25 protein-coding genes, 1 tRNA gene, 2 pseudogenes and 1 riboswitch are annotated in these 24,980 nt (G+C 45.1%); of the genes and pseudogenes, 13 read left to right on the top strand and 15 right to left on the bottom strand.

All coding sequences use genetic code 11. The annotated features are described in order from the left end of the window. The first annotated feature begins 85 nt into the window (after window positions 1-85). Window positions 86-250 carry a hypothetical protein gene (locus IC007_RS13250; protein WP_156303858.1) on the top strand — a complete coding sequence of 55 codons (165 nt, stop codon included), beginning with the start codon at window positions 86-88 and terminating at the stop codon, window positions 248-250. 151 nt (window positions 251-401) lie between these two features. On the opposite strand, the gene IC007_RS13245 is transcribed toward IC007_RS13250, so the two are convergent. Next, window positions 402-578: a hypothetical protein gene (locus tag IC007_RS13245; protein ID WP_156303857.1), complete on the bottom strand. Its 177-nt coding sequence runs from the start codon at window positions 576-578 to the stop codon at window positions 402-404. 145 nt (window positions 579-723) lie between these two features. On the opposite strand from IC007_RS13245, the gene IC007_RS03890 reads away from it, so the two are divergent. Next, on the top strand, window positions 724-981 hold the full coding sequence (locus IC007_RS03890; protein WP_054846796.1) for a hypothetical protein: 258 nt from the start codon (window positions 724-726) through the stop codon (window positions 979-981). A gap of 142 nt (window positions 982-1,123) precedes the next feature. Here IC007_RS03890 and IC007_RS03885 read toward each other — a convergent pair whose 3' ends face one another. From IC007_RS03885 to IC007_RS03855, 7 genes are all read right to left on the bottom strand, one after another. Then, window positions 1,124-2,794 carry a proton-conducting transporter transmembrane domain-containing protein gene (locus IC007_RS03885; RefSeq protein WP_054846795.1) on the bottom strand — a complete coding sequence of 557 codons (1,671 nt, stop codon included), beginning with the start codon at window positions 2,792-2,794 and terminating at the stop codon, window positions 1,124-1,126. Beyond that, window positions 2,788-3,396 (bottom strand): NADH-quinone oxidoreductase subunit B family protein, encoded by a 609-nt coding sequence (locus tag IC007_RS03880; RefSeq protein ID WP_054846794.1) that lies wholly within the window; start codon window positions 3,394-3,396, stop codon window positions 2,788-2,790. Before IC007_RS03880 ends, IC007_RS03885 begins: the two co-directional genes overlap by 7 nt. Continuing rightward, the gene (locus IC007_RS03875) at window positions 3,393-4,523 is read right to left on the bottom strand and encodes an NADH-quinone oxidoreductase subunit D-related protein (protein WP_054846793.1); all 1,131 of its coding nucleotides are present in this window, start codon (window positions 4,521-4,523) and stop codon (window positions 3,393-3,395) included. Before IC007_RS03875 ends, IC007_RS03880 begins: the two co-directional genes overlap by 4 nt. Next, entirely contained in the window at window positions 4,520-5,818 is a 1,299-nt protein-coding gene (locus IC007_RS03870) for a proton-conducting transporter transmembrane domain-containing protein (protein WP_162302169.1), read from the bottom strand. Before IC007_RS03870 ends, IC007_RS03875 begins: the two co-directional genes overlap by 4 nt. Window positions 5,819-5,825: 7 nt before the next feature. After that, complete coding sequence (locus tag IC007_RS03865) at window positions 5,826-6,455, bottom strand: hydrogenase (protein ID WP_149528390.1); 630 nt, start codon at window positions 6,453-6,455, stop codon at window positions 5,826-5,828. After that, on the bottom strand, window positions 6,455-7,402 hold the full coding sequence (locus IC007_RS03860) for a respiratory chain complex I subunit 1 family protein (protein WP_054846788.1): 948 nt from the start codon (window positions 7,400-7,402) through the stop codon (window positions 6,455-6,457). Before IC007_RS03860 ends, IC007_RS03865 begins: the two co-directional genes overlap by 1 nt. 11 nt (window positions 7,403-7,413) lie before the next feature. Then, a riboswitch (Fluoride riboswitch) is annotated at window positions 7,414-7,484 on the bottom strand. Window positions 7,485-7,863: 379 nt separating this feature from the next. Next, window positions 7,864-8,481: a bactofilin family protein gene (locus IC007_RS03855; protein WP_054846787.1), complete on the bottom strand. Its 618-nt coding sequence runs from the start codon at window positions 8,479-8,481 to the stop codon at window positions 7,864-7,866. A gap of 126 nt (window positions 8,482-8,607) precedes the next feature. Between IC007_RS03855 and IC007_RS03850 the strand changes: the two genes are divergently transcribed. The 8 genes and pseudogenes from IC007_RS03850 (at window position 8,608) to IC007_RS03815 (ending at window position 17,382) form a co-directional block, all read left to right on the top strand. Next, on the top strand, window positions 8,608-8,859 hold the full coding sequence (locus tag IC007_RS03850; protein ID WP_054846786.1) for a winged helix-turn-helix domain-containing protein: 252 nt from the start codon (window positions 8,608-8,610) through the stop codon (window positions 8,857-8,859). Between the two features lie 149 nt (window positions 8,860-9,008). Continuing rightward, window positions 9,009-10,182: pseudogene (locus tag IC007_RS03845) on the top strand (RNA-guided endonuclease InsQ/TnpB family protein). 264 nt (window positions 10,183-10,446) lie between these two features. Beyond that, complete coding sequence (locus IC007_RS03840; RefSeq protein ID WP_054846922.1) at window positions 10,447-11,889, top strand: TM1812 family CRISPR-associated protein; 1,443 nt, start codon at window positions 10,447-10,449, stop codon at window positions 11,887-11,889. A gap of 326 nt (window positions 11,890-12,215) precedes the next feature. Next, window positions 12,216-13,370, top strand: a complete 1,155-nt coding sequence (locus IC007_RS03835) for a substrate-binding domain-containing protein (protein ID WP_149528389.1) — start codon at window positions 12,216-12,218, stop codon at window positions 13,368-13,370. Further along, window positions 13,345-14,157 carry an ABC transporter permease gene (locus IC007_RS03830; protein ID WP_054845864.1) on the top strand — a complete coding sequence of 271 codons (813 nt, stop codon included), beginning with the start codon at window positions 13,345-13,347 and terminating at the stop codon, window positions 14,155-14,157. The genes IC007_RS03835 and IC007_RS03830 overlap by 26 nt, the downstream gene beginning before the upstream one ends. A gap of 123 nt (window positions 14,158-14,280) precedes the next feature. Further along, window positions 14,281-15,018, top strand: coding sequence for an SDR family NAD(P)-dependent oxidoreductase (locus IC007_RS03825; protein WP_084739717.1), 738 nt, complete (start codon window positions 14,281-14,283; stop codon window positions 15,016-15,018). Window positions 15,019-15,084: 66 nt separating this feature from the next. Further along, complete coding sequence (locus IC007_RS03820) at window positions 15,085-17,238, top strand: fibronectin type III domain-containing protein (RefSeq protein ID WP_054845865.1); 2,154 nt, start codon at window positions 15,085-15,087, stop codon at window positions 17,236-17,238. A 49-nt stretch (window positions 17,239-17,287) separates the two neighbouring features. Next, window positions 17,288-17,382, top strand: a tRNA-Pro gene (locus tag IC007_RS03815). A 33-nt stretch (window positions 17,383-17,415) separates the two neighbouring features. On the opposite strand, the pseudogene IC007_RS14165 reads toward IC007_RS03815, so the two are convergent. Further along, window positions 17,416-17,571: pseudogene (locus tag IC007_RS14165) on the bottom strand (putative integrase); the annotation flags it as partial. 238 nt (window positions 17,572-17,809) lie between these two features. On the opposite strand from IC007_RS14165, the gene IC007_RS03805 reads away from it, so the two are divergent. Next, complete coding sequence (locus IC007_RS03805; protein WP_149528388.1) at window positions 17,810-18,154, top strand: hypothetical protein; 345 nt, start codon at window positions 17,810-17,812, stop codon at window positions 18,152-18,154. A gap of 633 nt (window positions 18,155-18,787) precedes the next feature. Here IC007_RS03805 and IC007_RS03795 read toward each other — a convergent pair. The 3 genes from IC007_RS03795 to thpR are packed head-to-tail and all read right to left on the bottom strand — an operon-like array spanning window position 18,788 to window position 21,145. Further along, window positions 18,788-19,450 carry a serine/threonine protein kinase gene (locus tag IC007_RS03795; RefSeq protein WP_232049006.1) on the bottom strand — a complete coding sequence of 221 codons (663 nt, stop codon included), beginning with the start codon at window positions 19,448-19,450 and terminating at the stop codon, window positions 18,788-18,790. Beyond that, the gene (cca, locus tag IC007_RS03790; RefSeq protein WP_054845867.1) at window positions 19,381-20,631 is read right to left on the bottom strand and encodes a CCA tRNA nucleotidyltransferase; all 1,251 of its coding nucleotides are present in this window, start codon (window positions 20,629-20,631) and stop codon (window positions 19,381-19,383) included. The genes IC007_RS03795 and cca overlap by 70 nt, the downstream gene beginning before the upstream one ends. Then, window positions 20,597-21,145: an RNA 2',3'-cyclic phosphodiesterase gene (thpR, locus tag IC007_RS03785; protein ID WP_054845868.1), complete on the bottom strand. Its 549-nt coding sequence runs from the start codon at window positions 21,143-21,145 to the stop codon at window positions 20,597-20,599. Before thpR ends, cca begins: the two co-directional genes overlap by 35 nt. A 40-nt stretch (window positions 21,146-21,185) precedes the next feature. Here thpR and IC007_RS03780 point away from each other — a divergent pair, with 40 nt between their 5' ends. Both IC007_RS03780 and IC007_RS03775 read left to right on the top strand, forming a co-directional pair. Further along, window positions 21,186-21,731 (top strand): AAA family ATPase, encoded by a 546-nt coding sequence (locus tag IC007_RS03780; RefSeq protein ID WP_256202572.1) that lies wholly within the window; start codon window positions 21,186-21,188, stop codon window positions 21,729-21,731. Beyond that, on the top strand, window positions 21,724-22,152 hold the full coding sequence (locus IC007_RS03775) for an RNA-binding domain-containing protein (RefSeq protein ID WP_054845870.1): 429 nt from the start codon (window positions 21,724-21,726) through the stop codon (window positions 22,150-22,152). The genes IC007_RS03780 and IC007_RS03775 overlap by 8 nt, the downstream gene beginning before the upstream one ends. A 139-nt stretch (window positions 22,153-22,291) precedes the next feature. On the opposite strand, the gene rnz is transcribed toward IC007_RS03775, so the two are convergent. The 3 genes from rnz to prs are packed head-to-tail and all read right to left on the bottom strand — an operon-like array spanning window position 22,292 to window position 24,953. Next, complete coding sequence (gene rnz / locus IC007_RS03770; protein WP_054845871.1) at window positions 22,292-23,164, bottom strand: ribonuclease Z; 873 nt, start codon at window positions 23,162-23,164, stop codon at window positions 22,292-22,294. Continuing rightward, complete coding sequence (locus IC007_RS03765) at window positions 23,161-24,084, bottom strand: TRM11 family SAM-dependent methyltransferase (protein ID WP_054845872.1); 924 nt, start codon at window positions 24,082-24,084, stop codon at window positions 23,161-23,163. The genes rnz and IC007_RS03765 overlap by 4 nt, the downstream gene beginning before the upstream one ends. Then, window positions 24,081-24,953: a ribose-phosphate diphosphokinase gene (prs, locus tag IC007_RS03760; protein ID WP_149528387.1), complete on the bottom strand. Its 873-nt coding sequence runs from the start codon at window positions 24,951-24,953 to the stop codon at window positions 24,081-24,083. The genes IC007_RS03765 and prs overlap by 4 nt, the downstream gene beginning before the upstream one ends. Between the last annotated feature and the right edge of the window lie 27 nt (window positions 24,954-24,980).

Raw genomic sequence — 24,980 nt, 5'->3', positions numbered from 1 at the left:
ACGGCTCCACCTTGCCTAGAAGGTAGAGGGCGGAGCTCCACAGGCTCTACGGGTCGTCCTGACCCTGATCTTGCGAACATCCCACGTGTCGAGAGTACTACTGATTGGAGCAGAGGCGTACCACATAGACCCTCGCTTTAACCAAGGCATCTCGGTTACGCTTGCCCAGTCTGTGACTGTCATTAACGTATACGTGGTACTTGTCGTATTTATCCTTTGTTACAAAGGGGGCTATCCGTCCCTACCCTGACTAGGGTCTTACGCCCCCTTAAACCCCCCTAGGATAAAGCTCATGACGTAGTGTCTCCATTCCAAACCTGCATTCTCAAATATCATTGCAGGCACTATAGATCTGGCCTTGGTGTCTCAACGAGACTTACTCCGCTGAAATACGCTGGAGATTAAACTTCCTTCATACTTTTTGATTTTGACTTGAAAGACAATAACGCACTTGCACATATTATTAATGCTGAAGTGAGAAGTATTATCGATACGATTACCTGTATTTCTTCTGGTAACAGTACCTTAATCATGTCGATAATTAAAACACATATTGATACAGTTACAACGATTTTCATGTTATATTCTTTATTTATAAATTTTTTGACCTTATTCAGAAAGTCTTGTTTTAGCTCAACTATTTCTTTATCGTCTCTTAAATTGAATGAGATTGTCTTTGACTTGAGATACTATTCATCTTCGTCCTGACGCGGGTTCACCTCTGTGTTAGCCATGGTCTTCTACTTCCTGTACATGTTCAATGGCATATTGAGGAGGGAGGAGTTCCGCCTCCTCCTCATCCTCTTGTTCCCAGAGTTTTACTGGGCTTCAAAATTTTTCTATGCAATCTCCAGGCACTTAATAACGATACAGATTTATTTTCATGGTAGTGATTTTGGATCTACCGGTAAGGACGGGGAGAAGTCAGAGACATACTTTAACTCTTTATTTTGTATCTTTACAATAAATCATATTCTTTGATCTAAATAATGAAAATTTATTTAAAATATTATCGATTCTAAATATTGACTTTAGATAGGCAAGTATTATGGGTGAGTAGAGTCATTTTGCGAAGATCAAAAACCTCTGCAGGATGGAGAAGCAGATTCTGACAATTCACGTCTCATCCGTAGAGGGACGCTAAGATCAAGATAAGTATAAATGCTATCAACAAGTATGCGACGTACACGCTGAGTTTTCCGTTGAAGATCAACTTAGCTAGAGCATCACTAAACGCCCTGTACTTCTTAGAAATGAGGGCAAAGAATGACAGGAAAGCGTCCCTGCTGAACCTCTCAGTCCCAAGGATGACCTTCAACATTACCCTTTCATTGTTAGCCATTGCGAAAGGAGTGTAGTCCTCCTCTTTGTCGACCCCGTTGTTCCAAACCTTCACTCTCCTCCCTTTGGGCCTACCTACCACAGCCATCGTCACTAGGGTACCAATTCCCGCAACTAGCGCAATGTAGAGTGGAGATATCCCTCCGAAAGGTTTGGTAGAGTATGTCAGTATTAACGTTCCCGAGATCACTCCGAGGAGACCTCCCTTTTTGGGGAACACCAAGTAAGAGATCAGGATTCCCAAGGCTAGCACTGAAAGTCCTGAGACCAGCCTGGGGATCCAGTCTTCATCATGCTCACTCCCTCTCCTGAAGAAGTGCCTGAAGGACGCATACTTCAAGATCAACGCTGTAGCGAAACCCTCGGCTAGGGCTATGAAAATTCCTCCAACCAGGGATATAACTCCCAGACTGCCGGATAGGTAGGACTGTATGAACAAGCTTTCCAGGATCCCCCAGGATCCTATTCCCCCGGCAGTAGGTAACAGACCTGAGAGGGATGTGGCTATCATCACCATTCCTGCGTAGCTCTTCGCGTTCTTCGTGAAGGGTTTGGACAAGGTTATAGAGGACACCGAATTAAGGAAAGCCCCGGTCTTTCCTATCGAGTTTGAGACCGCTATCATGAGCAATGAAGCCAACGCCACCCCCTGAGTTATCCCTCCCAGAGCGTAGATCCCAAGAGCAGTGACCATGGCTCCGCTGTTCTCTATAGAGCTGAACGCCAGGGAGGCCCTACCGTCGTCAGACACGTATCCGTATAGGGAACTGAGGAAAGCAGTGAACCCGCCCAGGACTATGAGGACGTAAGCTAATGGCTCAAACCTCATGACTTGGAACACCTCAAGCGACCCGTAGATACCCATCAAAGTCATTGTGGCGCTTATCAGAGCAGACGCAGAGTGAGGCAACTTACCCTCCTGGAGAGGGAACCAGTCTACGCCATAAAACGGGGTTATCCCTGTTTTGACCAGGAAGCCCGAGATGAGCAGTGTACCAGACAATACTCCTACCTTGCTTATTTCGCCTGCTATGGAAGCTCCTGCTATGAGGAGGACTGTGCTTAGTTCCCCGAAGGCTAGGAACACCACGGATCCCCTCACACTCTTGATTGCGTAAAAGAGGGAGATCGCCATTACTTCCCACCCAGATATCATAATGAAGAAGTTGGTGGAGTCCATGAACGCCATCATCCCCGCAATTGAGAGCGATACCATGGGAGACATTGAGTCCCTTGAAGTCAACGAGAGGAGCAACCATGAGAAGGAAGCGAGTATCTTCAGTAAGTTCAGGGGAGAGTAGCCCTGAGTGAGGGTTAGTCCTATTACAACCGCTGAGGACAAAGAGATAGAGAGATAGCCCAGCCTCCTGTTAACCATAGATATCAGGAAAGATATTATGAAGAGCAGTACCTCGATCACGGAGATCTCAGTTTGCAGACTCAGGATCACCATCCTTTCCCACCCTTAACTCTGATCAAAGCGTCAAGTATGGTGTTAGGAGAGGGAGGGCACCCCGGGATTATCACGTCGGCATCAAGTCCTACCCCATCCCCTATCACCCCACCGCTGATCGCGCAAGTCCCCATTAGAACCACAACCTTGGGAGATGGCACTGCGTCGAGGGTCTCCCTCAACACTTCCCTCATTCCCTCCGTGAGGACTCCCATGACCACGACCCCGTCAGCGTGCCTCGGAGTGTTGGTGAAGAATATACCAAATCTGGTCATATCGTACTGTGGAGACGCTATGAGCTTCAGCTCCGCGTTACATCCTCCACAAGTCCCCACGTCAAGCGGGTAAAGGTAAAACGACCTCGAGAACTTCGGCTCAGTCCTGTTCACTTTTCCCATCCTATGGTCTCCCGTGGGTGAAAGGTTTGGGAAGCACCTCCTACAGAAAATGCACCTTCCAGCGTCCCAACTCTCCTGGATCGCCTTAGTGGGGCAGTCCCTGAATTCCTTGTTGATCTCCAAGGAAGAGGCCCAAGGGGGAGTTCCCCTAGGCTCCCTCTCGGTCTGGATTCCTTTCCTCAATCCTCTCAAGAACCAGTTCATCTCTTCTCAACCCCTATTTCGGATATCCAAATCCCGAAGCTCTCCCAGTTGAAGGGAAAGTCGGTGAATATAGTACCTATGACTGACTTCAGTAAGAAAATGAGGTTGGCTTTTGAAGGAGGCAAGAAAGAGACGTCCACCTTAGCGTCATCTATCCTTACCCTGTAAACCATGTCCCCTGAGGGAGACTCGACTCTGGATTCTGCCTCTCCAGAGTCCCTCATCTTTATCTCTTTCCTCTCGTTTCTCCTCCACCTCTTCACAGCCTCCTGAATTAAGTCTACGGACTGCATGACCTCCTCTCCTCTGACCAGGAACCTACCGAAAGTGTCAGGACTTCTCTCTGTCAATGGAGTGAAGCCGAGGTCCTTGTAAGGTAGGGAATCGGAGTCGTATCTGGCGTCATATTTCCTCCCTGACGCTCTCGCGGCGGGTCCTATGAGCCAGTCCTGGTCTATCCTCCCGTTGTTCTGGAAACGGTCTATCAGGATCCTGTTCTCAAGGAGGTCGTTAAAGAAGGACTTGAAACCCTCTAGATAGCGCAGGTCAACTCTCTGGAAGTCGCACTCCACGTGGTTCAAGGAGTTAACGCCGAAGAAGTACCTGTGTCCACATGCCTCTCCTATCACCCTGTTGGTGGTTTCCTGCATTGCTTGGAGCTGGTACGACGCTACCCCGAGTGCTCCCGTTTCCACCAGCTTGTGAAGTACGTAAAGGTGATTTCTAACCCTCTCGAGCTCCAGCTCCACTATTCTTCCCAACTGGGTTTCGTAGTCAGGGCTGACGTCCATGGATTTCTCCACGCCGAGGAGGAAAGACAGGGTGTGGGACGCCGAGAACATAGCGTTGACTCTCTCAACTTCTAAGGTCACGTCTTCAACTTTGCCCGACAGCTTGAAGCGTCTCGTCTTGAAGTAGGGGTTAGCATATATTTCAAGTATCTGCTCTCCTGAAGTTCTTATCCTGAATTGGACGCTTTCAACCAAACCTCCAGCGGACGGCCCGTAAACGAACGCGAACTCACCGTATCCTCCTGAACTCCCGGCGTGGAAATCGAAGTCAGGGCATTCCTCTGTGTGGGTGCTATCGTAGATACACGTCGTCCCAAGCTTACCTATGAACCTCATTGCAAAACACCTATAGCTATTACCCCAGCTAATAGCGACACAATCGCTGAAGCCAAGGCTATGTATCCTAAAAGACCGGAGTAGGCTTTCTCTTCCTTGGACTTGACCATCCTTGTGACGTGGTAGTTCACCGACACGAATGCTATTCCAGCCGAGATCAGGAGCACCGCGAGCAACGGTATTGAAACGTGGAATAACGTGGTGAATATCAAAAGCTCTCCTACGAAAGTACCGAAGGGAGGTGTGCCGGTGACCGCTAGAGATGACAGGAAGAGAGACGTGCTCGTCGGGGAAGATAAGCCAACTCTCTCGACGTCGTCTATTCTCTTAGTCCCTAACCTCTCCATGTAGACCCCTGAGGAGAGGAAAGCTGCAGTCTTTCCGAAGGCGTGGGTGAAGAAGAGTATGAGAGCCCCAAGTGGCTGTCCAACTATTAGACCTATCAACCCTATGTTCACGTTCTCGAGCGTGGAGTAAGCGAAAAGCCTTTTGAAATACCTCTGCCTCGCCATCACGAGGGACGCAGTGAGGACAGAGAAACCACTGAGAGCTAAGAAGTAGTTCTCCATGAAGGGTGCTATCTCCCATATCCTATACACTATCACTGCAGCTGAAGGAACAAGGACAGCAGAGAAAGAAGAGCTCACAGTCGCAGGAGCCTCAGTATGCGCGTCAGGTAACCATGTGTACCCGGGGAAGATCCCCGCCTTTGTGCCGAAGCCGAGGAGGCCAAGAAGTGATGCAGCGACTATAGTTGGAGAGACCTCCCCCCTGCCTATCATGGAGGTCAAGGTGAGTGTATGAAGGTCGTAATAGAAGAGAATTATGGATACGAAAGCTATAGACACACCCATGGAAACTATCACGAGGTACCTCCAAGTAGCTTCCATTGTTACGTTGTCCTTCTCATAGGCTACTAGTATTACGGTGAGTGCAGTGGACGCCTCCAAAGCGGCCCAGATTAACCCGAGGTTGTTCAGGGTAACTACACCGTAGATTGCGTCAGAGTATACCATAAAGAGGAAGTAATACCAGCCTTCCCTCACTATCCCGTCCTTTATGTAACCCGTAGAGTAGAGCATGACGATGAAAGTTATCGAAGCGTTCATGATCACGAATACCTTAGAGACATCATCAACGAAGAAAGTCCCCACTGTGGGAGGATAGAAGAAAATCAGGGTCGCGACTACCACGTTAACTAACGAGGAGATCACCGAAGAGAACTTCCATTTCAGTGATAACGCTCCACCCAGTAAAGGTATCAAGAAGAGCGAGTAAATCAGGAAATGTACCATCTCTTTGTCACCCCACCAGTTCATCGATCTTGTTGTCGTGTTCCGGCTTCTCCCTAATTATAATGTAAGTGAGCACTATGAGCCCCAGGACGTCGAGGAGAGCACTTGCCTCTATGAGGAGGGGGAGTGAAACCAGGAAAGTGCCAAACAGTACAATCCCGTTCTCCTCTTCAACGTAACCTATTATCTGAGGTATAGTCCCCTTCCTCAGGACGCTCAACAATAGCCCCTGAAGCAGGAGTATCGCACCGAAGATTACGTCGTCGTTGACCTCGTGGAAGACACTCTTCTCGAACGAGAGGACTATCACGAAGATCACTGCTACAGCTATCAAATCGGTTATGAGGAGGGACGCTACTCCCCTCATGTTTTCCCTGAACCCAAACCTCCCCTTTATTGCCCTCTCTAGCGCGAAGGAGATCGCCAAGCTCCTCAGAGAGATCACTGCTATCCCCAGGATGAGGTAGTCTACTTTGCCGGAGAAAACGTAAAGGGCTATCGCGATTGTGCCTATTATGAACGACTGCGCACCTTGAGCCCTCACAATGGGCTTGTAGTACGCTTGACCTACTAGGAAGAACGAAGTTATGATCACGAGGAGGCCTGCCAAAGAGAGTATTTGATCTTCTATTATCACTAGAGACCACCCACGATTGTTATGATCAACGATATGACCGAGAGTACGAAGGCTACCGCCAGAAAGTCCTGTACCTTGTAGAGCCTTAGCTTTGCGAGGGAAGTGTTTATCACCACAGTTACAGCTATCAGGATTAGCCATTTACCGAGCATGATTCCCACGTCCTCTATGCTACCTAAGACGCCTGTTTGCATGAACCAGGGGAAGGCGAAGACGTTAAGGAAGACTGATCCCAAGAGGTACTGTTTGATCATTGACGAGAACTCCATGAGGCCCAGAAGCTTGCCTGAGTATTCGTAGGTTATTCCACCGTCTATCATTCCCATCTCTGACAACCCAGAGCTCTCGACTGGCAATTTTCCGGTCTCGAAGAGCCATAACATGAAGAAAGCCACTGTAATCAGTATGTGGTCTATGGAAAGGTAAGCTTCGGGGTTTGAGACCAGGTAGGACAGGGTGACGTAAGGATTGTTAGTCCCGGTTATCAGCGCTACTCCAAAGAAAACAGTTATCAGGGTTGCCTCTGACAGATACGAAAAGGACAGACCCCTCGAGACACCTAAGGCTGAGAAGTTACTTCCGGTGTCTAAAGCTCCCACGCTCTTTATGAAACCAGCGAGTGAGAAAAGTATCGCACCGCCGAGGAAGTCCACTGTAGGAGTGAGGTAAATAGGCTCTGGGTAGACTACCGGGATGACGAAGGAGATCGTCAGGTAAATCCCCATGGCTATGTAAGGAGCGTACAAGAAGAGAGTGGAAGCGTTTTCAGGAATCACTAACTCTTTCCTCCTGAAAAGCTTACTCAAGTCGTAGAAAGGTTGCAGGACTCTAGGTCCTACCCTTCCTTCCACTCTGGCTTTACTTTTCTCATAAATTCCCACAACTAGAGGAGAGAGTATCAGCACCCCCACGATCTGAACCGCCGTTTCTTCAAGCACTTGAAGCATTTTAATCACCTGAAGAAGTAGGCGTCATCAGCCTCTAGGGCGGTTCGGGCTAACCCGGGGGGACGCCATCCCCAACGTAGTTGAGAAATTTCAGTATAAAAGTTTAACGGATTAACCATGTAGAGGATTTTTTAATTTTTAGATAAAAGAAAATGAAATAATTCGTCGAAAAATATAAATGTAGAGTTAAAAACTCTTACTTATCAAAAACTATAAGGAATTGGAATCTCTAAAAAGTGGTCCCTTATAGAACCTGGTGTTTCATATTCTGCAAGGTTATGACGTGTGCAAGGAAATACAGACTCAATTATTAAGACCGATGTCTGTCCAGCGTGGATCTAAGGTAGGTTAAGGAAATGCCTTGAGACTCCTTTGCTAATTGAGAAACCGACATGTAAAAATATAGCTATCTGACTTTTTATCAATATCAATTTGTAATTATAATAATTTCTTGATTAAATCTATTTACTCTGATCAAAGTCCTTTGAAATCCTATCTACTTTGGCTGAATGTCTCACTTTCGCCTCTGGATCTATCTGAGCTGAGACGACGTACTTGAGGAACTCAACTTCAGCTTTAGGTCCTATCTTACAAGTATAGCATTCCAAGCTATCTACCGAGGAGCTTACACCCATATCTACGTCTTTAGCTATCACTGAATCTACCTCAGCTTCCTTCTTCAATTCAAGTGTTGTGCAGATTACAGTTCCAATGACCCTTGACTTCTTGCCCACTATAACCTTTTCAGCGTTTACCTCTGAAGCCTTCAGTTCTCCGTTTATTTCTATTTCCTTAACATTGACCTTTCCAGCCTTCAGAGAACCGTTTATTTCCAGTTTGTTTCCCGTCAACTCGTTTGCCTTAACACTGCCAGATACCTCACCTTGATCAAACTCTAAGTCCTGACACTTTATGCTACCGGAAACCTCAAAGGTCTGTGCTGAAACGTTACCAGCTATTTCAGCACTCCCCTTTATCTCTAGGATGGAGTAGTCTCTCAAGTTTCCGTCCAGAGAGAAGCCTCCGCTTATGGATAACCTCTTTTTATTATCGCTTTCTTTAAGAGATGACTCTTCCATAGTTAAACATGATGTTATGTTATCTTAAAAAGACAAACTCACAAATTATGAGTGAACAAAATTGCCTTCGACAACTACCTCGACTATCTTAGAGAACTTAAAAAAGGAGATCCATGAGGGATCCATTTGAACAGATGCAGACATGACATAGTCATGGACATACTCATATCTATAAAGAACGGCAGAAGGAAAATAACTGAGATATGTACCTCATCTAACTTACCCGTGGACAGAGGCAAAAAGATACTGGACGAAATGTGCAGACAAGGTTTAGTCCTCAACGTGAACGGAGAGTTCAGGCTCTCATCTAAAGGTTATTCATGGTTAGAGATCTATAACATGGTTGAGCAATACCTTACCGGGGGAGACGAAGTCTAAAATGAGTTTTGCTAAAAGGAGTGATAAATTGTTTAATAAATTGATGTTTTTATCTTCATAGGGGGTTCAAAGGGGGCGGAAGTCCCCTTCCGTCAGGGAGGGGATGGATAGCCCTCATATTTAAATATAGGCTCTTCAAAAATCTCCTAATGCCTGACGTAGGATTCAGGTTTCGAGCTTACACAAATTCTCAAACGTTGAGGGCGTTAAAGGCCCAGTTGAGGATGGCGTGTGAGGTGTAAAACACCCTGCGTTGGGCAGATTCCTATTTCTACCAAAGAGATGGGAAAGGTCTGAATCAAACCCAGTTGAGGCAACTCGCCTTGGACCTGAGGAAGCAGGACGGGGAGTATCAACAAATGCACTCTCATGCTCAGAACGTTGCGGATCGTTTCTACGAGGCTAGGGAGAGGTTCTTCAATGGATTAGCGCGTTTCCCCAAGGAGAAGCCCCACAAGTACTCTTCCCTGGTCTATCAGAGCGGGTGGAAAGTCTGAGCGTGAAGATAATCAGGAAGAATAGTAAAGAAGCGACGGCCACCCCAAGGAGTTGATGAAGCTGAGCCTCTCCCACCTGGGAGTCTTCAAGGTCCTCGTGCACAGGGACTTCCCCCTCGATAAGGTAAAGAGAGTGGTCGTGAAGTTGACCCCTCGGAGAGGGTCTACATCTCCTTCTTGGTCGATTACGAGTTCCCCAAGCTACCTAAAGTCAACAAGATCACGGCACTGGACGTGGGGGTGGAGAAGCTCTTGACCACGTCCCATGGGGAGTACTTCCCCAACGTGAAGCCTTACGAGAATGCCTTGTGGAAGGTGAGGCACCTACACCGAATCCTGTCCGGGAAGCAGTTCCTCTCCAAGAACTGGTTCAAGGCGAAGGTCAAGTTAGCCGAGGCATACGAACACCTCAGGAACCTGAGGAAAGACACATCTACATGAGGCTGGGCAAACACTTCGCGAGGAACTACGACGTCGTGATGGAGGACATACAAGTCAAGGAGCTCGTGGACAAGTCCCCCAGGAAGTTGAGGCTCAGGCTCCACGACGTCGCCTTCCGCGAGCTGAAGAACACCTTGAAGTACCAGATGGAGAAGCACGGTAAGGCACTCCTCCTTGTGGACCCACCCTACACGTCCAAAACCTGCGCCAAATGCGGTTACGTGAGGGAAGACCTAACCTTGACAGAGTGTTCTCCTGTCCACGATGCAGTTGGGTGACTGACCGTGATTACAACGCCTCCCTGAACATCTTGCGTAGATCGGGGTCGGTGCGACCCTTAGATGTGGAGCTCCGCCCTCTACCGGTATCGGTACTGGCAAGGTAGAGCCGTGAATCAGGAAGCCCCGTCCGTAAGGGCGGGGTGAGTTCACTGTATTCCTACCAAGTTCCTTTCGTTTGCGTCCCATGTTTTTACCAAACTTTTTTTACAAGTTTATCACATAGTGAAATTCCAAGCTTCGTCTTAATTTGGTAACTGTTTTATTACGTAAAATCTAGGAGAACTAAAAATAGAGAATAGTTAAGAAACATGAGGGTTAGGAAAAATTGGCTACAGTATTTTTTAGTACAGTAAACATGTATAGATTATATGAAATGTTTATTATACATTGCAGGAGATGTAAATAATTATAATCCTGTAAGATATATCATAAACGGGAGAGAGGAATTTACTTTCATTGCCGCACATGCCCTCTCTCAGGTGCTTAATCCGGATAGAGTTGTCGCCCTTTTGCCTGACAGCTTAATAGTTGAAGAAGGAAATAGTGTGAATGTTGATAACCTGGTAAAAGCTTATAGAGACTTATTGAGAAAAAGGGCCTCAAAATTACAGAGCCAATTAAGTGAAGACAAACAGAAAGGACTGGAAGAATTCATACAAAAGATGGAAGTTAGATATATCCCTAACATAGGCGTTGGTTCTGCTACGTTAAGCCGTAACGGTGAGGTAGTGGTTAATGAAGACGGCAAAAACGGCGGTGGAGTCGTTAAAAAACCCTATAAGAGGGAGGGTAATCCAACCTTCGTGTTTAACGTTATATACTCAGTTTTCAAAGAATTGGAGTCTGACGATTGCGACGAGTTCCTCGTCGACCTAACTCACGGCACAAACGTCTTAGTGTCCATCACTTTAAGCGTAGGTTCTCTCTTTAACTCCAGCTTCTTCTCTGCTCCAGTCATAGGGAACCCTGGTACACAGGAAGTGAGAGTGTTAGACCTCACCGAAGTGGTGAAGGCTACTAAGGACTCCCTCATGATATCTTCCTCCATAGAGAAATTAGATGAAAGGTACTTCAAAGACTATAGTTCCAGCCTGAGAGGATTGAACCCCAACACGTTCAATGGGGATGAAGTCTATGTTATAAAGAATATAAAGGGAGCAGATCCTGGGAAGGTGATTAACCTTCTTCGCGACATAAGGAACGGATTTTCGGTCAACGCCATGCGTGACATTGAGGATGTAAACGAAAACATTGAAAGTATAAAACAAGACGTCGATAAGTTGAGGTCTTTCTTCAGCGAATGGTACAAACACCAGACGCTTGACGTCAGAGAGATAGTCCTATCGAACTTCTACTCCACGTTCAAAGTGGAGAGAATAACATCAAACATGGAAGACGACATCACTTCACTTATGAAATTGCTGAAACTTTACATAGACGCATCGATGTACGATAAGGCATTCTCCCTAGCTAGAGAACTACCGGTAGCCTTCTGCATGAAATTGAGAGGAGGCGGAACATTTGACGCTGAAGATAACAAATATGAGAAATGCGATAATTTGGTGACGTCTTACTTCAACTCGTATCACAGCGAAGTCCTGAAATACAGGAACGTGTTGATGCACGGTGGATTATCTATAGATTTAAAGGTAAATGTAAGCCCAGATGGTAAATTGTCCATAAGTAAAGAAAACCAGATCAGGTTAGGAAGACTGGAGGAAGAGAGTAAAAAATTGGAGAATTATGAAGAGGAAATAATGAATGAAATAAAAAATGTAGGAGAAAGTGGAAATGAAAGTAAAAATAAGTGAATCCGTTGGACTCTAGGAAGCAGGAGATTCGATGTTACAGTTAAGATCCTTCAGTCTCTATACGTTATTTTCGATGCTCTTTCTGAGGACATCTTGAGGAACTTGTAGGCCTATTCTTCCTTTAATTCAGTTTCTAAGGAATTCCTATTCTTAGTAGAGACTGTCTTATCAAATAAAATTTTCTAAGATATCTTAGCTAGAGAAAAAAAGACTTTCTTGTTCTTCTAAATAAGTTATTGTCTAAATTATACTTTAATTAAATTAAATATATTAAGTAGACTAACTTGGAAAAAGTTTATAGGGAAATATTTCTCTAGAAACATAGTATGACACTCAGAAGAAAGTCAAACAAGGAGAGGGCTTTATCAAAAATACAAGCTGTGGTTATAGTAGTAATAATTTTAGTAGCGATAGCAGGAATAGGAATTTATCTCACAACCAAGCACAGTTCCACTACGTCTTCAACAACAAGTTCCTCACCTTCAACAACTTCTTCAGTTCCGACTACTTCAACGGTTTTAACTATTTACGTTGCTGGTGCATACAAAGCGATCTTCAACTACCTGGCATCTCAATACCAGAAAAGCACTGGAGTTACGGTTAAAGTAGTGCCGGGTGGTTCGTTCGGGCTTGCAGGAGAGATAGCGAAAGAGACACCCGTCCCAACTAACCTCTTCGTGCCAGTTGCATTCATCCAAGCAGTACAGTTGGAAGATACAAGGGATCCGGGTTGGGCTATAGCATTCATCTCAGACCACATGTCACTAGTTTACACTAACGCAACTACAATGAACCCGTACTGGGGTCAGTTATACTCCAACTATACTATGGCAATGAAAACCAACGAGACGACTTACTGGAACAATTTCTTTACCTTGTTGTCTACACATTTCTCCATGGGGATATCGATCCCTAGCAGTGACCCAGAGGGTCTGTACGGTGACCTGATACTTCAAATGGCAGGAAAGTTGTATTCCCCTGATCACAATCAGTACTATTACTGTAACCTAGCATATAACGTATCACATGAAGTCAAAACTGCACCTTCTACGGCTAACTTCGTGCCAGACTTGAAGGCTGGAACCTTGGACTTCGTCTTCTCTTACGTGTCTTATGCAGTGTCCCAACATTTCATGTACCTCAAGCTTCCTCACTGGCTTAACTTCGGCTACTATCCTAACGAGCTATCGTGGTACCACTCGTTCTCTTACGTGATAACTGAGAGCGGGGAACATTACACCATACCGGGAGGACCTGTCTACCTCTATATCACGATTCCTGAAGGAGCATCTAACGTGAACCAGTCAATAAACTTCATAGAATTCTTGGTCAAGAACGTGAACGAGCTCTCCCAGTTCAGCGTAACCCCGATAACCCATCCCGTCCTTTACTACCAGTCGAAGTCGGACGTTCCCTCACAAATACTGAACATGTTAAATAATGGAGAGCTAACATATGGAGGGAACTTCAGTGCGGCCTAAGGTGAATACGCTTAAGTTAATCTCAATTTTTTCCGCAATCCTCCTCCTTCTTCCTATAGTTTACTTACTTTACTACGGTTACGGTCCCTTCCTCGTCTCTAAGGAGGTATTGAACAAGCTCTTGGTCTCTTCAATAGAGTTTACGTTCTTCTCAGCTGGAGTAAGCGTGGTGACCGTCGTAGGTATCTTCACTCCCCTAGCATACTTTCTAGCGAGACATTCCAATCCTATAGTTGAAGCGATAGTTGACATCCCCGCCTCCATACCTCATCCATTGGTTGGAGTCGCGTTAGTCTTCATAGACAGTCCGATAACTCCCCTCGGGAAGTTCCTCTATTACCACGGGATAGTCTTTTACTACTCTTATCTGGGGGTCTTCCTGGCCCTCATGATAGTAACTTCCCCTATCTACATAAGGTCGATGGAGAACTTCTTCAAGTCCCTACCAGACGATCCTGAAATCTACGCAATGAGCTTCGGGTACTCAGAATTCTACGTTTTCTCTAGGGTAGTCCTTCGCAGGTCTTTGGGAGGCATGTTATCTGGTGGGCTTACTTCAGTTGCAAGGGCAATAAGTGAGTTCGGGTCAGTGGTCATAATAGCTCCTTATGTGACAGGTTGGGTATTCAACGGAGACTGTACGTCTTCGATTTACATCTACAACGAATTTCAGACATACTTCAACGCTTCAGTGACCGCAGCAGCAACCTTGATTGTCTTCTCAATGATACTCATTTCTGTTATCAGGATAGTTAACTACTTGCTACAGCGGAGAGGTCTAATTTAACTTCGAAATCCGCTTGAATAAGGCATCTGGCCTTCACGAGAGTCCCTCACGCAAAGGGAAACTCAGTTCGCTTGTTAGACTAATGAGACAAACCTTCTTATTGCCGAAAAGAGAGTAGTTAATGTGCCTATTGCAATAGTAACTGGAGCGTCTAAGGGTATAGGCAGGAGTACGGTTTGTATGCTTAAAGATAAAGGTTTCACCGTGATAGCTATCTCAAGGTCAACCCCCGATATTGGAGACGTGAAGCTGTCAGTGGACGTCATAGACAGGGAGACAGTAGCTAAGGTCGTGGAGGACACTGTATCTAGGTTTGGAAGGATAGACGTACTTGTCAACAATGCGGGTTTCGGTGTTTACGGTAAGTTCACTGACACCCCATTACAGGAAGAAGAGTACATGATCAAGACTAACTTCTTAGCTCCTATTGTGATCACTAAGCTAGTTTTACCTTACATGCTCAAGCAAAAGGAAGGCTCTATAGTGAACGTCGTTTCCGAGGCAGCTTATGTTTCCACAACTACTCTAGCAGTCTACTCAGCCACTAAGGCGGGTCTGTCGAGCTTCACTAATTCCCTCTGGGCAACAGTGTCCAAGCTTGGAATTAAGGTATCTGGAGTTTACCCCGGTCCTGTCAAGACCAATTTCACCTCTCACCCTTCCTTCTCTTCCATGGCCCAGAACGGTTTCGATAAGTTCGCCGTTGAACCTGAAGCGGTAGCTAAGGCTATATGGAAAGGTATAACGACGGGCAAGAGGGAGATCTACGTCCCTTCGAAGCTGAGGGTTGACCCATATTTTCTTAAATTATCTTTAATAATGCAAGATTTTACTTATAGAATAATAAGGAGATATTTTTAGCCTAAAAACATTGCAAATCAGAATATTTCGCGATATACTTTTATGTGATTTCTTGCACTCTGTATTATGAAGTGGCGACATGCTTCCATTGCCCTCGTCTTTGTTCTGTCTCTCATATCATTTCTATCTCCAATAGCATCAGCATCGATTAGCGGAGTTCAAGTGTCCCAGATCTCTCTTCCCCAACCTATATTTGGAGATACGAGCGTGTCATACGATAATTCTTTGGTTTTAATTGGAGAAAATACCAACTTAGGAAGCAACGTCATTGAGTATCAAGGTGGCACTTGGCAGCCTTTGCCCCCAATACCGGTCAACTTATGCTTTCCTTCTGCAGTAGTTTATCAAGGTAAAATATACGTAATAGGTGGGGTTCTCCCCTCGGGAAAGATAAACGATGTAGTTTACGTCTTCAACGGTACTTCTTGGTCTTCTGTTGGACAGCCTGAACCTAACCCAGCTTACGGCTCCTACATATTCGTGTACAACGGTGAAATTTACGTTGTAGGTGGATCCGTAACTACGTCCTCCATATACTTTGCAACCCCTCCGTCTTCAGCTGTGAGGGTATTCAACCCGTCTTCTGGTTCATGGAACGTGATAGGAGAAGCCCCGTATCCAATGGGAGATGGAGGTTACGTCTTCAACGGTACAGACTTGATAGTAGTCGGAGGTTACTTAGGAGGTTACTCTGCGTCTTACACCAACCAAGTTTCAATGTATGATCCATCTTCTAACACTTGGTATTCCTTGACTCCTTTTCCAATGCAGTTGGGTTATCCCCAAGTCGCATATCTCAACGGTGTCTTGTTCGTAGCTGGAGGAATAATGTTCACCACAGTTGGACTGGATGAAGGAAGAGTGTACTACATGGTAAACGGGTCGTGGTATCAATCTTACAATTATGAGAATCCTCCGCTCTTTCAATCTTCATATGTCCAGATAGGCAATGAGCTTTACGTTGTAGGAGGATACAACGGGGACACAAGCGAAGTTTCATCCGTGGTAGACGTCCTGAAGATTAACGTTCCTCCGTTAGTTCCGTCACAACCTAATGTCATAGCCAGTAACGAGACAGCGTTAATTCAATGGTCTCCTGTTAACTTCTCCTCTGGTTACTACTTGAGGGTAACTCATGATGGAATCCAATCCGTGATAAAGGTGGGAAACGTGACGAGTTATAATCTAACTGGTCTCGTTGACGGTCAAACCTACGACGTGAGTGTGATGGCTTACAACCAAGCTGGAAACAGCTCTTGGTCTCCTACAGATACCTTTACTCCTCTAGCTGTTCCAAATCCTCCAAATGTGGTTTCAGTGAAGTTAGGAGACCTTAACGTGTCTATAAACTTCTCATCCCCACAGTTTGACGGAGGGTCTCCAGTGAAGGGTTTCTATGTCTATCTAGAGAACTCCACGTTTAGGGAATCCTTCAAGTTACCATATGGCTCGAACTACTTCAATTTCACTGGCCTTCAGAACGGGAGCGCTTACAGAGTTAAGTTGATAGCTTTTAACTCGCTTGGTAATAGCTCTCCATCTGTTCTTGATTTCGTAGCTGTAGGGAAGCCCGTGATCAGTCTCTACTCTCAGTCCACATCCAAGGGTCTCTTGATAAGGTGGGGAAGCAACCTCTACTCTAACTATACTGTGAAAGTTTTCTCAAGGACGAGCTTAGTTTATTCCGGTAACTTCTCTAATTTGACAGGGACACTCATCAAGATACCTTTCGGTGTGTATAAGGTACTAGTCATAGCTAGGAACCCTGCAGGAGTCACGGAATCTACCCTTAACGTGAACTATTTCCTACCCCCTTCAATGCCGTTCCCGTTGGTTGAAGTTGCTAATGGAAACCTGACGGTCTACATACCTAAGACTCCGGACGTACAATATTATAAAGTGTATCTAGACGGAAATTTGACTTATACAGGGAACAAGACGGAGTTTTCCATGCCTATATCTCCTGATATAAATTACAACCTTAGCGTGGTAGCGGTAAACCCTGTAGGTTCTTCAACTCCTTTCACTGCTGTAGTCTCTTACCATTCCCATCCTACGGTGACTCCTCACGGGAAGGTTATTAATAGGACAGCGTATATATCAATTAAAGACCCTCAGCTACCTGTGGTTGATAGCATATCAATAATAGTACTAACCATCTCGGCATTATGGATAGTTCAGCAAATTTTAAGGAAGGAAGCGGAGAGTAAGGACAGTTAGTTCAAAGCAGATAAACTTTTTTTATGTAGACGATTAAAAGTTAGAAGTCGGGGCCGTAGTCTAGCTTGGTAGGATGCCAGCCTGGGGATAACTCCCTAACCACCAGAACGCTGGTGGTCCCGGGTTCAAATCCCGGCGGCCCCATAGTGGGGGTACCCCCACACCCCCAATTTCTTTTAATTTCTCATAAGTTTCAACAACGTCAGTTAAAGGACCGACGTAACGTTCCTTTGAGTTACCGTTTTCATACTCTAGCTTGTAAACGTAATACCTACCTTTCCTTTCCCTCAAGATGGAATCCCCGAACTTATAACGGCGTTGTTTTTCCGTCATTTTCACGTCTGATATTATGGTTGCCAAAACGTGTTTATAAGGCTTGACAACATGTTAATTTTGCCGTCAAAATACGAATAGTTGAAAAATTCTACTAAGATTTATGCTACTATTTATATTAATATTTACACTTATTTAACAACTTTTGAACTAAAAAGGACAGAGGATTTATAAATAAAAATAATTCATTTTTTACATTCAAAAGGTTTTTAAATAAGTGTATACTTATTTCCATGAGATGAAAAAGAGCATAGAAGTGCTATTGCTAGTTTCTATACCTATGATCAGTATTGGGGTTTACCTCTATTTCGTCCCGACCTACCAAATTCATCAAGAAGTCGAGAAAGAAGTTATACCCGTAACTAAAACTCCTAATTTCACAGCGCAGCCACCCCCTACTCCGTTGATTGTTCACCCCGGCCAAGATCCTTTTACGCACGTAGTAAACACTACACTAATTATAATGGTTCAAACGTGTGGACCTAGTTGTTATCCTCTATCTCAATACGCCTCACTGTGGCCTTCGTTTTTAGTAACGGGAATAGCTCTGTTAGGAGTTTCGATATACTTCAGGAAAAGGTAACGTTTTTCTTTTCTCAGCTGCTCGCATATATAACCCCGTATTCCCCTATTTCTCGTGAAGCGGTATGTATAAGCTAGACCTAGCCACGATCTCGCCGTTTTGCAGACTAAGACTCTAGACTTGTAGTTCCTATTAAATTCATATATTGTAAAAATTATGGGAATAATACATAATTTAATTAATTTATATTATGCTATTTATATAGCTGTTGCAGCTACAATAACTTGATATTACTTTTTCCTCTTCTTAATCTCTTAAATATACTATTTATAAAAAATTAATGAGATAAGTTAATAAAAGTTAAAAAGCTTTACTGTATAATACCTCCGTAAAATCTATTTGGAATACTTTCGGTTAACTCTCCCTCTCAACGTATATGGGAGCGGTAAGATAGGTATAGTAGATATTAATAAACTCTCTAAAGTTATTACTCGGTGAAAAAGTATTCCTGTGAGGTATGTCTGTAAAAATTGTGGAGCAGAATTATATAGATTTGAGCGAGTTGGACAAGACTTCTACGGTGTTAGGACACCTTCAGAAATAAAGGCTATCTTTGGAGGTAAGTGTCATCATTGCGGACACGAGTTTCAAGTTCCGTCTATGGAAGACATAGCCATTAGACCGAAGAAACAGCTAAAGGTAAAAATCTATTAAATCTAATAGTTTCTCAAAATCTATTTCTCCTTTTGAGTATTTTATTCCCAGCTCCCTCAGTTTAGGGATTGATGAGAGGATCTTCGTTACGTTGTTAGGTGTAGGTTTGAAAGTAGCAGAGTCGTAATCTAGAATGAAGGCTTTGTTTTCGTTTACTATGACGTTCTTCCAAGGTCTGACTAACTCCTTGTGTTGCACTTTAAGTTTCTCCAACTCCCTAGCGGAGATCAAGGCCAACTTCATCTCCCGAGGGGATGGATTCATGGGGAGTTCTCTTCCATCGGCTAGCTCCATCAGGATGAAATTCCTGCCGCAGAGAAACACCTCAGGAGAGACTGGATAGGCACTCATTTGGTATTTACATTCCATCTCCATAGATTTTTTTGGTGAGTCGGTCCTCCTTATTTTGACAACTTTGTAGTCGGGCATGAGAGCCACTATTCCCGTTTTACCTTTTCCCAGAGCCAATACATTGTTTATTTTAACTTTACCCAATGAGAGAAGGTGAGTTATGCCAGCTTCTTTCAATTCAGTTTCTATTTCCTTTGAGAACTGGGGAAATATGAATTCCTTCACTTCAACCAAGGGGGGGTTTTCCTCATGAATGCTCCTGCTTTCCCTCTCTTTCCTTCCTTCTCCCATCTCATGCTGACCTCATGTTTAACCTTTATTGTGATAGATCTGGCAATTACGTCTTCCGGTGACGTGAACTTCCTTCTCTTTATTGCGTAAAGTCTACCTTCCTCCCCGATCCAGACGTTCTCGTTCTCCTTCACGAAGTCTTCTACCCCGTTCATATAGAAGAACGGTCCGGGTTGAGCGTAAAACTCTCCTATGATCCTCTCTTGGAGTTGCACTCCCACGACCACTTTCTGGCCTTCCTCCCACGCCTGAACGTCGATCACCCTGAACCCGTTAGTCGATAGGTCTTTCTTTATTCTGTCGACGCTCTTGGAAACTTGGCCCCACAGTATGTCACTGGAGACCTTCTCCTTCACGTCGATCTCCACCATCAGGACATCTCCTAGAGGCTTTCCCTCGACTTCGTCTGGAAAGAAATACTCCAGTGAGGGCTTCTTCAGGAAAGTCCTAGACGCTAAGGAGAAAGTCCCCAAGCTCTTCATGGAGACAGCTGCTGCGGCGTTCCTCTTCGGATCCACAGGGTCTATTATGACTAAAGGGTCGTCGAACCCTTTCTCTCCCTTCACTATCTCTATTTTAACTTGTGACTTCCACAACGATGCTTGTCTGAGGACTTCCTCAAATGACCCATATTTTATTACAAGCAACTCGCATATGTAGCCTGAAAACCCCATCACCTTAATCTCAGCACCGTAGACCCCTATTCCCTTCATGAACTGTTTTAGAACTCTGACGTCATCTTTCTGTTCCTCCGTGAGATTGGAGTTCACAAAGCGGGTGTGAAAAGGAGTTCTGTCAACGGCAGTGACTATTGAACTTCCTTTCTCTACCTTGATAGCAGGGACTAGGTCTACCTCAATGAACCCGTCTCTCACTATCAGGTACGGGTGCTCTGCATAAGCCATCTCGGTGTCGTAACCTCTCATCCTGGATTCCAGACCTTTCACGATCTCCTCCATTCTGCCCTTCATGTCCTTATCGAAGAAAATGAAGACGTCTACATCGCTGGAGCCACGTAGCCACGTACCCTTAGCGAATGAACCTTGTATCTGGAATTCCATGTCCTTGATTCTCTCCAGAATAGGGGAAAGGTGAGACTTGATCTTCGCTTCGTCTTCCTTGCTCGGTTTTATCCTCCTGAGGACTTCATCCTTCAGATCTGATAGAGTATAGTTGCTCATAGATGGGTCCCTTGGGCGTGAGCGTACTCTTGAAAAGCTTCACTTCTTTTACCTTGAAGTCCTCGAAGACTTCATCCTTTTTAGATTTTCCTATTTCCCTCAGCTTGTCGACTCCTCTTCCTGACCTTATTCTGCACAAGGTCAAGTGGGGCGAGAACTCGTTTCTATCTTCAAAGTAAATTTTCCTCATCCTCAGTTCCTTAACCAACTGTTCTCTCACTTTCCTGAACTCTCCTTGATCCCTTATTCCTATCCACATCACTCTAGGTCTCTCCTCGTTAGGAAAGAACCCTATTCCCTGTGCCAAAGCGTTAATCTCGTTGAACCTTACCTTGTTCATGGACTGTTCTATTCCCTCTAATTCATTCTCTCTCTTTTCTCCTATAAAGAGAAGAGTCAAGTGGAGGTTCTCAAGCTCGACGCTCTTCACGTCGGCTCCACTTTGATTTATTTGTTCTATCAAGTCTATAATTTTCTGATTAATTGGAATATCGACTGCAATAAATAGTCTCATAGTTTATAACCCACTTTACTGTAGATATGCGTGGTCTAAGATTAAAGTCCTTTTAATAGCTGGAATGCCCGGCTCTGGGAAGAGCCTCTTTTCTAACCTGCTGAAAGATAAGGGAGCTAAGGTAATAGTCATGAGTGACGTAGTTAAGAAGAGGTTCAGTGAAGACGGAAAGCCTGGAGAGAGGTTAATGGATTACGCTAAGAGGCTCAGGACCATTTACGGAAACGGGGTAGTAGCTAGGCTCAGCGTTGAGTCCATGGGATCACCTTCCCCTTTGGTCGTGTTTGACGGTGTGAGGAGTCTCGACGAAGTTGAGGAGTTCAGGAACTTACTCCAGGGAAATGAGATCTTTCTTGTTTCAGTCCACTCTCCTCCGTCTATCAGGTATGAGAGGATAATGAATAGGATGAGACCCGACGATTCAAAGGATATTTCCTTGGTGAAGCTCAGGGACAAGGAGGAACTCGATTTCGGTCTTGGTGGAGTGATAGCAATGTCAGATTACATAATTACTAACTCCTCTTCCATTGCTGAATTTAAGAGGGAATGCGAAGATTTCATTAAGAGGGTGCTGAAGTTTGGATAAGGTAACCGTAGTAGCCGAGGTAAAGCCTTCAGAGTTGAAGGAGAGAGTTATCAATGCTGTGTCGAATTTCTTGATCTATGAGAAAGTAAAGGAAGACTCTTTAGACCTCTCACTTGTGCTGACTTTCGAGTCTTCATCGCTCAAAAGCCTCATGAAAGTTCACAGGGCTCTAAGGGAAGAGAAGATCCTCGACGCCTCAAGGAAGTACCTACTTCGAGGGTTGGAAGGAAACACCATAACTTTCATGATTCATAAGCAAGCTGCTGCAGCGAGGGTACTGACTTTCGTCGACAGTGAAGAGGAATCTCCTCTGGGACCGATAAAGTTCTTCATAAAGAGCGACAAGGCTAAGGACGTGATCGATTGGTTGGCTCCCAAAACAAGTCACGGAAGACCTTTATGGGAAAACCCAATGCCTTGACCACGTGAATCTTTTAGGTTCGGGTTTTAGTTTAAGATCAGACCTTTCTCGTAGCGTAATCTAACGACGAGCTAGTCCCTTCAACGGGCGGAGTGAGGCTTTTTAGACTACACTTAGGCGTCCTTAGACTCTGTTCGTTTCAGACGTTGATGAATGATAAATCGTCAGGTAAGACAACTCTAGGGAAGCTCCTCTTAGCAGTGTCTAGTAATGACCTTGTGTCGATATACCTAGCACTTATGTGAGTTAAAGCCAAGAGTTTCACATTGCTATCTGTCGCTATTGAAGCGGCCTCGCTCACGTTGGAGTGGCCGTACGTCAAAGCCGAGGGTTCGTCCAAGAACGTCGATTCATGGATCAGTAGGTCAGCGTCCCTTGAGGCTTCTACAGTAGACTGACAAGGCCTAGTGTCACCCGTGTAGACTATCTTACTTCCTTTCCTGGTTATCAGGAAATCCTCGTGTCTTATCAACGTTCCGTTCACTGTGACGTCATTTCCCTCCTTTAGCTTTCTCAACAGTGTCCAGTCTTTGATCCCCATTTCACTGAGCTTTTCCATGTCCAGGTTTACCCTGTCTTTCTCCTGGATGACGTAACCTTGGGAGGGCACGGTGTGACATGTCTTAAATTTCTTTATCGTAAGGTCTTTATTTTCGAACTCGTCCAGGAATCTAAGCTCGAACCTAGGTCTGAAGTGTGTGGACTCAAACGCAGAGTAAAGGAAATCCCTCAGGTGGGAAGGTCCCAAGATGTAGAGAGGCTTTTCCCTATTCAACATCCCCATACTTTCTATTAACCCGACCAGACCTAAGACGTGGTCTCCGTGCATGTGGGTTATCCCCACAAGGTCTAGAGACACGGAACTGAAGCCGTACTTCATGAACGTGTACTGAGTCCCTTCACCACAGTCCAATAGAGCTGAGAATCCTTCCCTTTTCACCAGGAAGGCAGGGAGGTTCCTTTCCTTGCTTGGGGCTCCTCCTCCTGTCCCCAAGAAATATACCTTTATCATCTCCTCACCACGTAAATTTTCCTTGACAAAGACTTATGCATGTACATGAAATGTATTTCATCTATGGAAAATCCTGCTGACTTCAAGTCGTCGTCGAAGTCCATTTTAGCGTCAGTTGAAAACACCAGCTTTCCCTTCAGAATTTCAGCCGTAGAATAAAAGAATTCCTCATATAGGGACTTCAGCTCTCCCGTGAACTTGGTCGACCTCCCGTAAGGAGGATCGGTAGCTATACCGTCAACTTGTCTGAAAGGAAGTGAGGAAGCCGAACCTTGGACGAGTTGACACTCTAAGGAAAAACTTTTCAAGTTCTCCTTGCTCTTCCACGTCATGTAGAGGTCGAAGTCGAGTCCGTAGCATCTATACCCCAGCCACGAAGCTTCGATAAGGAGGGAACCGAGTCCGCAGAAAGGGTCCAGGAAAGTCCTCCTAGGGGCTGAGAGGTTAACCAGGAGCCTTGACGTCCTAGCCGTCATTGTCCCAGACTGAGTGAAAGGTTTCTTGTTGTGGGCATCTAAAGTTCGGTTGTCTATTGAGTCCTTCCTCTTACCTAGTATCATGTTGCCGTCGCTGAACATCATGTCCAGCTTTTCACACGTCCTCGAGAGCTTAATCCCCTTTATTGCCTCGTTGTAAATGGGAGTGAACTCTTCCCTCATTTCCCCGAGGGCTACGTCTATGTCTATGGAAAAGCATCCCCCTTTGAGCGTCTCGTTCACCTCTTTAGGGTCGTTAGTCACCATGATCAAGTCCCCATTTCTCTTAATTAATGCAGATCTTGATGAAAGCGTATCCTGACTCCATTCTCCTATTGCTACGCCTGACATCATGTGAATTTGGTCGTACTTGGTGTCAGTTAAAGCTCTGAGTTCAGCTAAGGATAGGAAAGGGTCTCTCCAGTTGAGCACGGCGTACTTCATAAGCTTAACGCAATTGTCTTAGATATGTCTACAGTTATTACTTCTTCGTCGTTCTTTACAGTGTTAGTTCCGAATATCTTTTTGATCCCAGCTCTCTTCATCTTAGATTTGGCGTCTCCCACAAGAAGCACGTGACATGCGGAGGCAATCACGCTGTTGGCCCCCCTTTCGTAAGCGTACTCTGCTGCCTGAACCATTGTACCTCCAGTGCTTATGACGTCGTCTATGAGTATCACGTCCTTTCCCTTGAGGTTGACGTTAGGGGCTTCCTTTATCGTTGTCTTTCCCGTTTCCTTGTCCCTCATTTTTTCTATAAAGGAGAAATTCCCTTCCACGATTTTGGCTATTCTCTCAGCCCTACCAAGTGCGCTCCTATCAGGGGCTAAAACGTAAGGCTCACTAACGTGCTTCCTTATTTCTATTGCTATCTCCTCGTAAGGGCTAACCGTCTTCACTTGGCCTGAGAAGTACTTCATCTCCTCTTCATGATGAGGTTCAACAGTTAACAAGGTGTCTGCTCCGGCTTGCGATATCATCCTTAACACTGTCTTCACGCTTATAGCCTCCCCTTCCATGAACCTCCTATCCTGTCTAGAGTAAGCTAGATAAGGAACTACTGCGTGTACCTTCGTAGCTCCCATGTCCCTCAGCGTCTCACTTATGAAGAAGAGCTCCATGAGCCTTTTGTCCTGTTCAGGGAAGGTTGACTGTACAACTACCACCTCGTTGTCTTTAACTGTCTCCGGGATTCTAACGTATGACTCCCCGTCCGGAAATATCTTGCTCTGGACCTTGACTAATGGTAAGGAAAGCGACTTAGCTATTCCATCATCTATGCCGTTGGATGCCGGCCCTCCTACTATAATCATATGGACTTCTCTCAAGGGAAGCTTTTA

Source organism: Sulfuracidifex tepidarius (assembly GCF_008326425.1).
In the GTDB taxonomy this organism is placed as follows: Archaea; Thermoproteota; Thermoprotei_A; order Sulfolobales; family Sulfolobaceae; genus Sulfuracidifex; species Sulfuracidifex tepidarius.
This window is presented reverse-complemented; position numbering and strand designations above follow the sequence as displayed.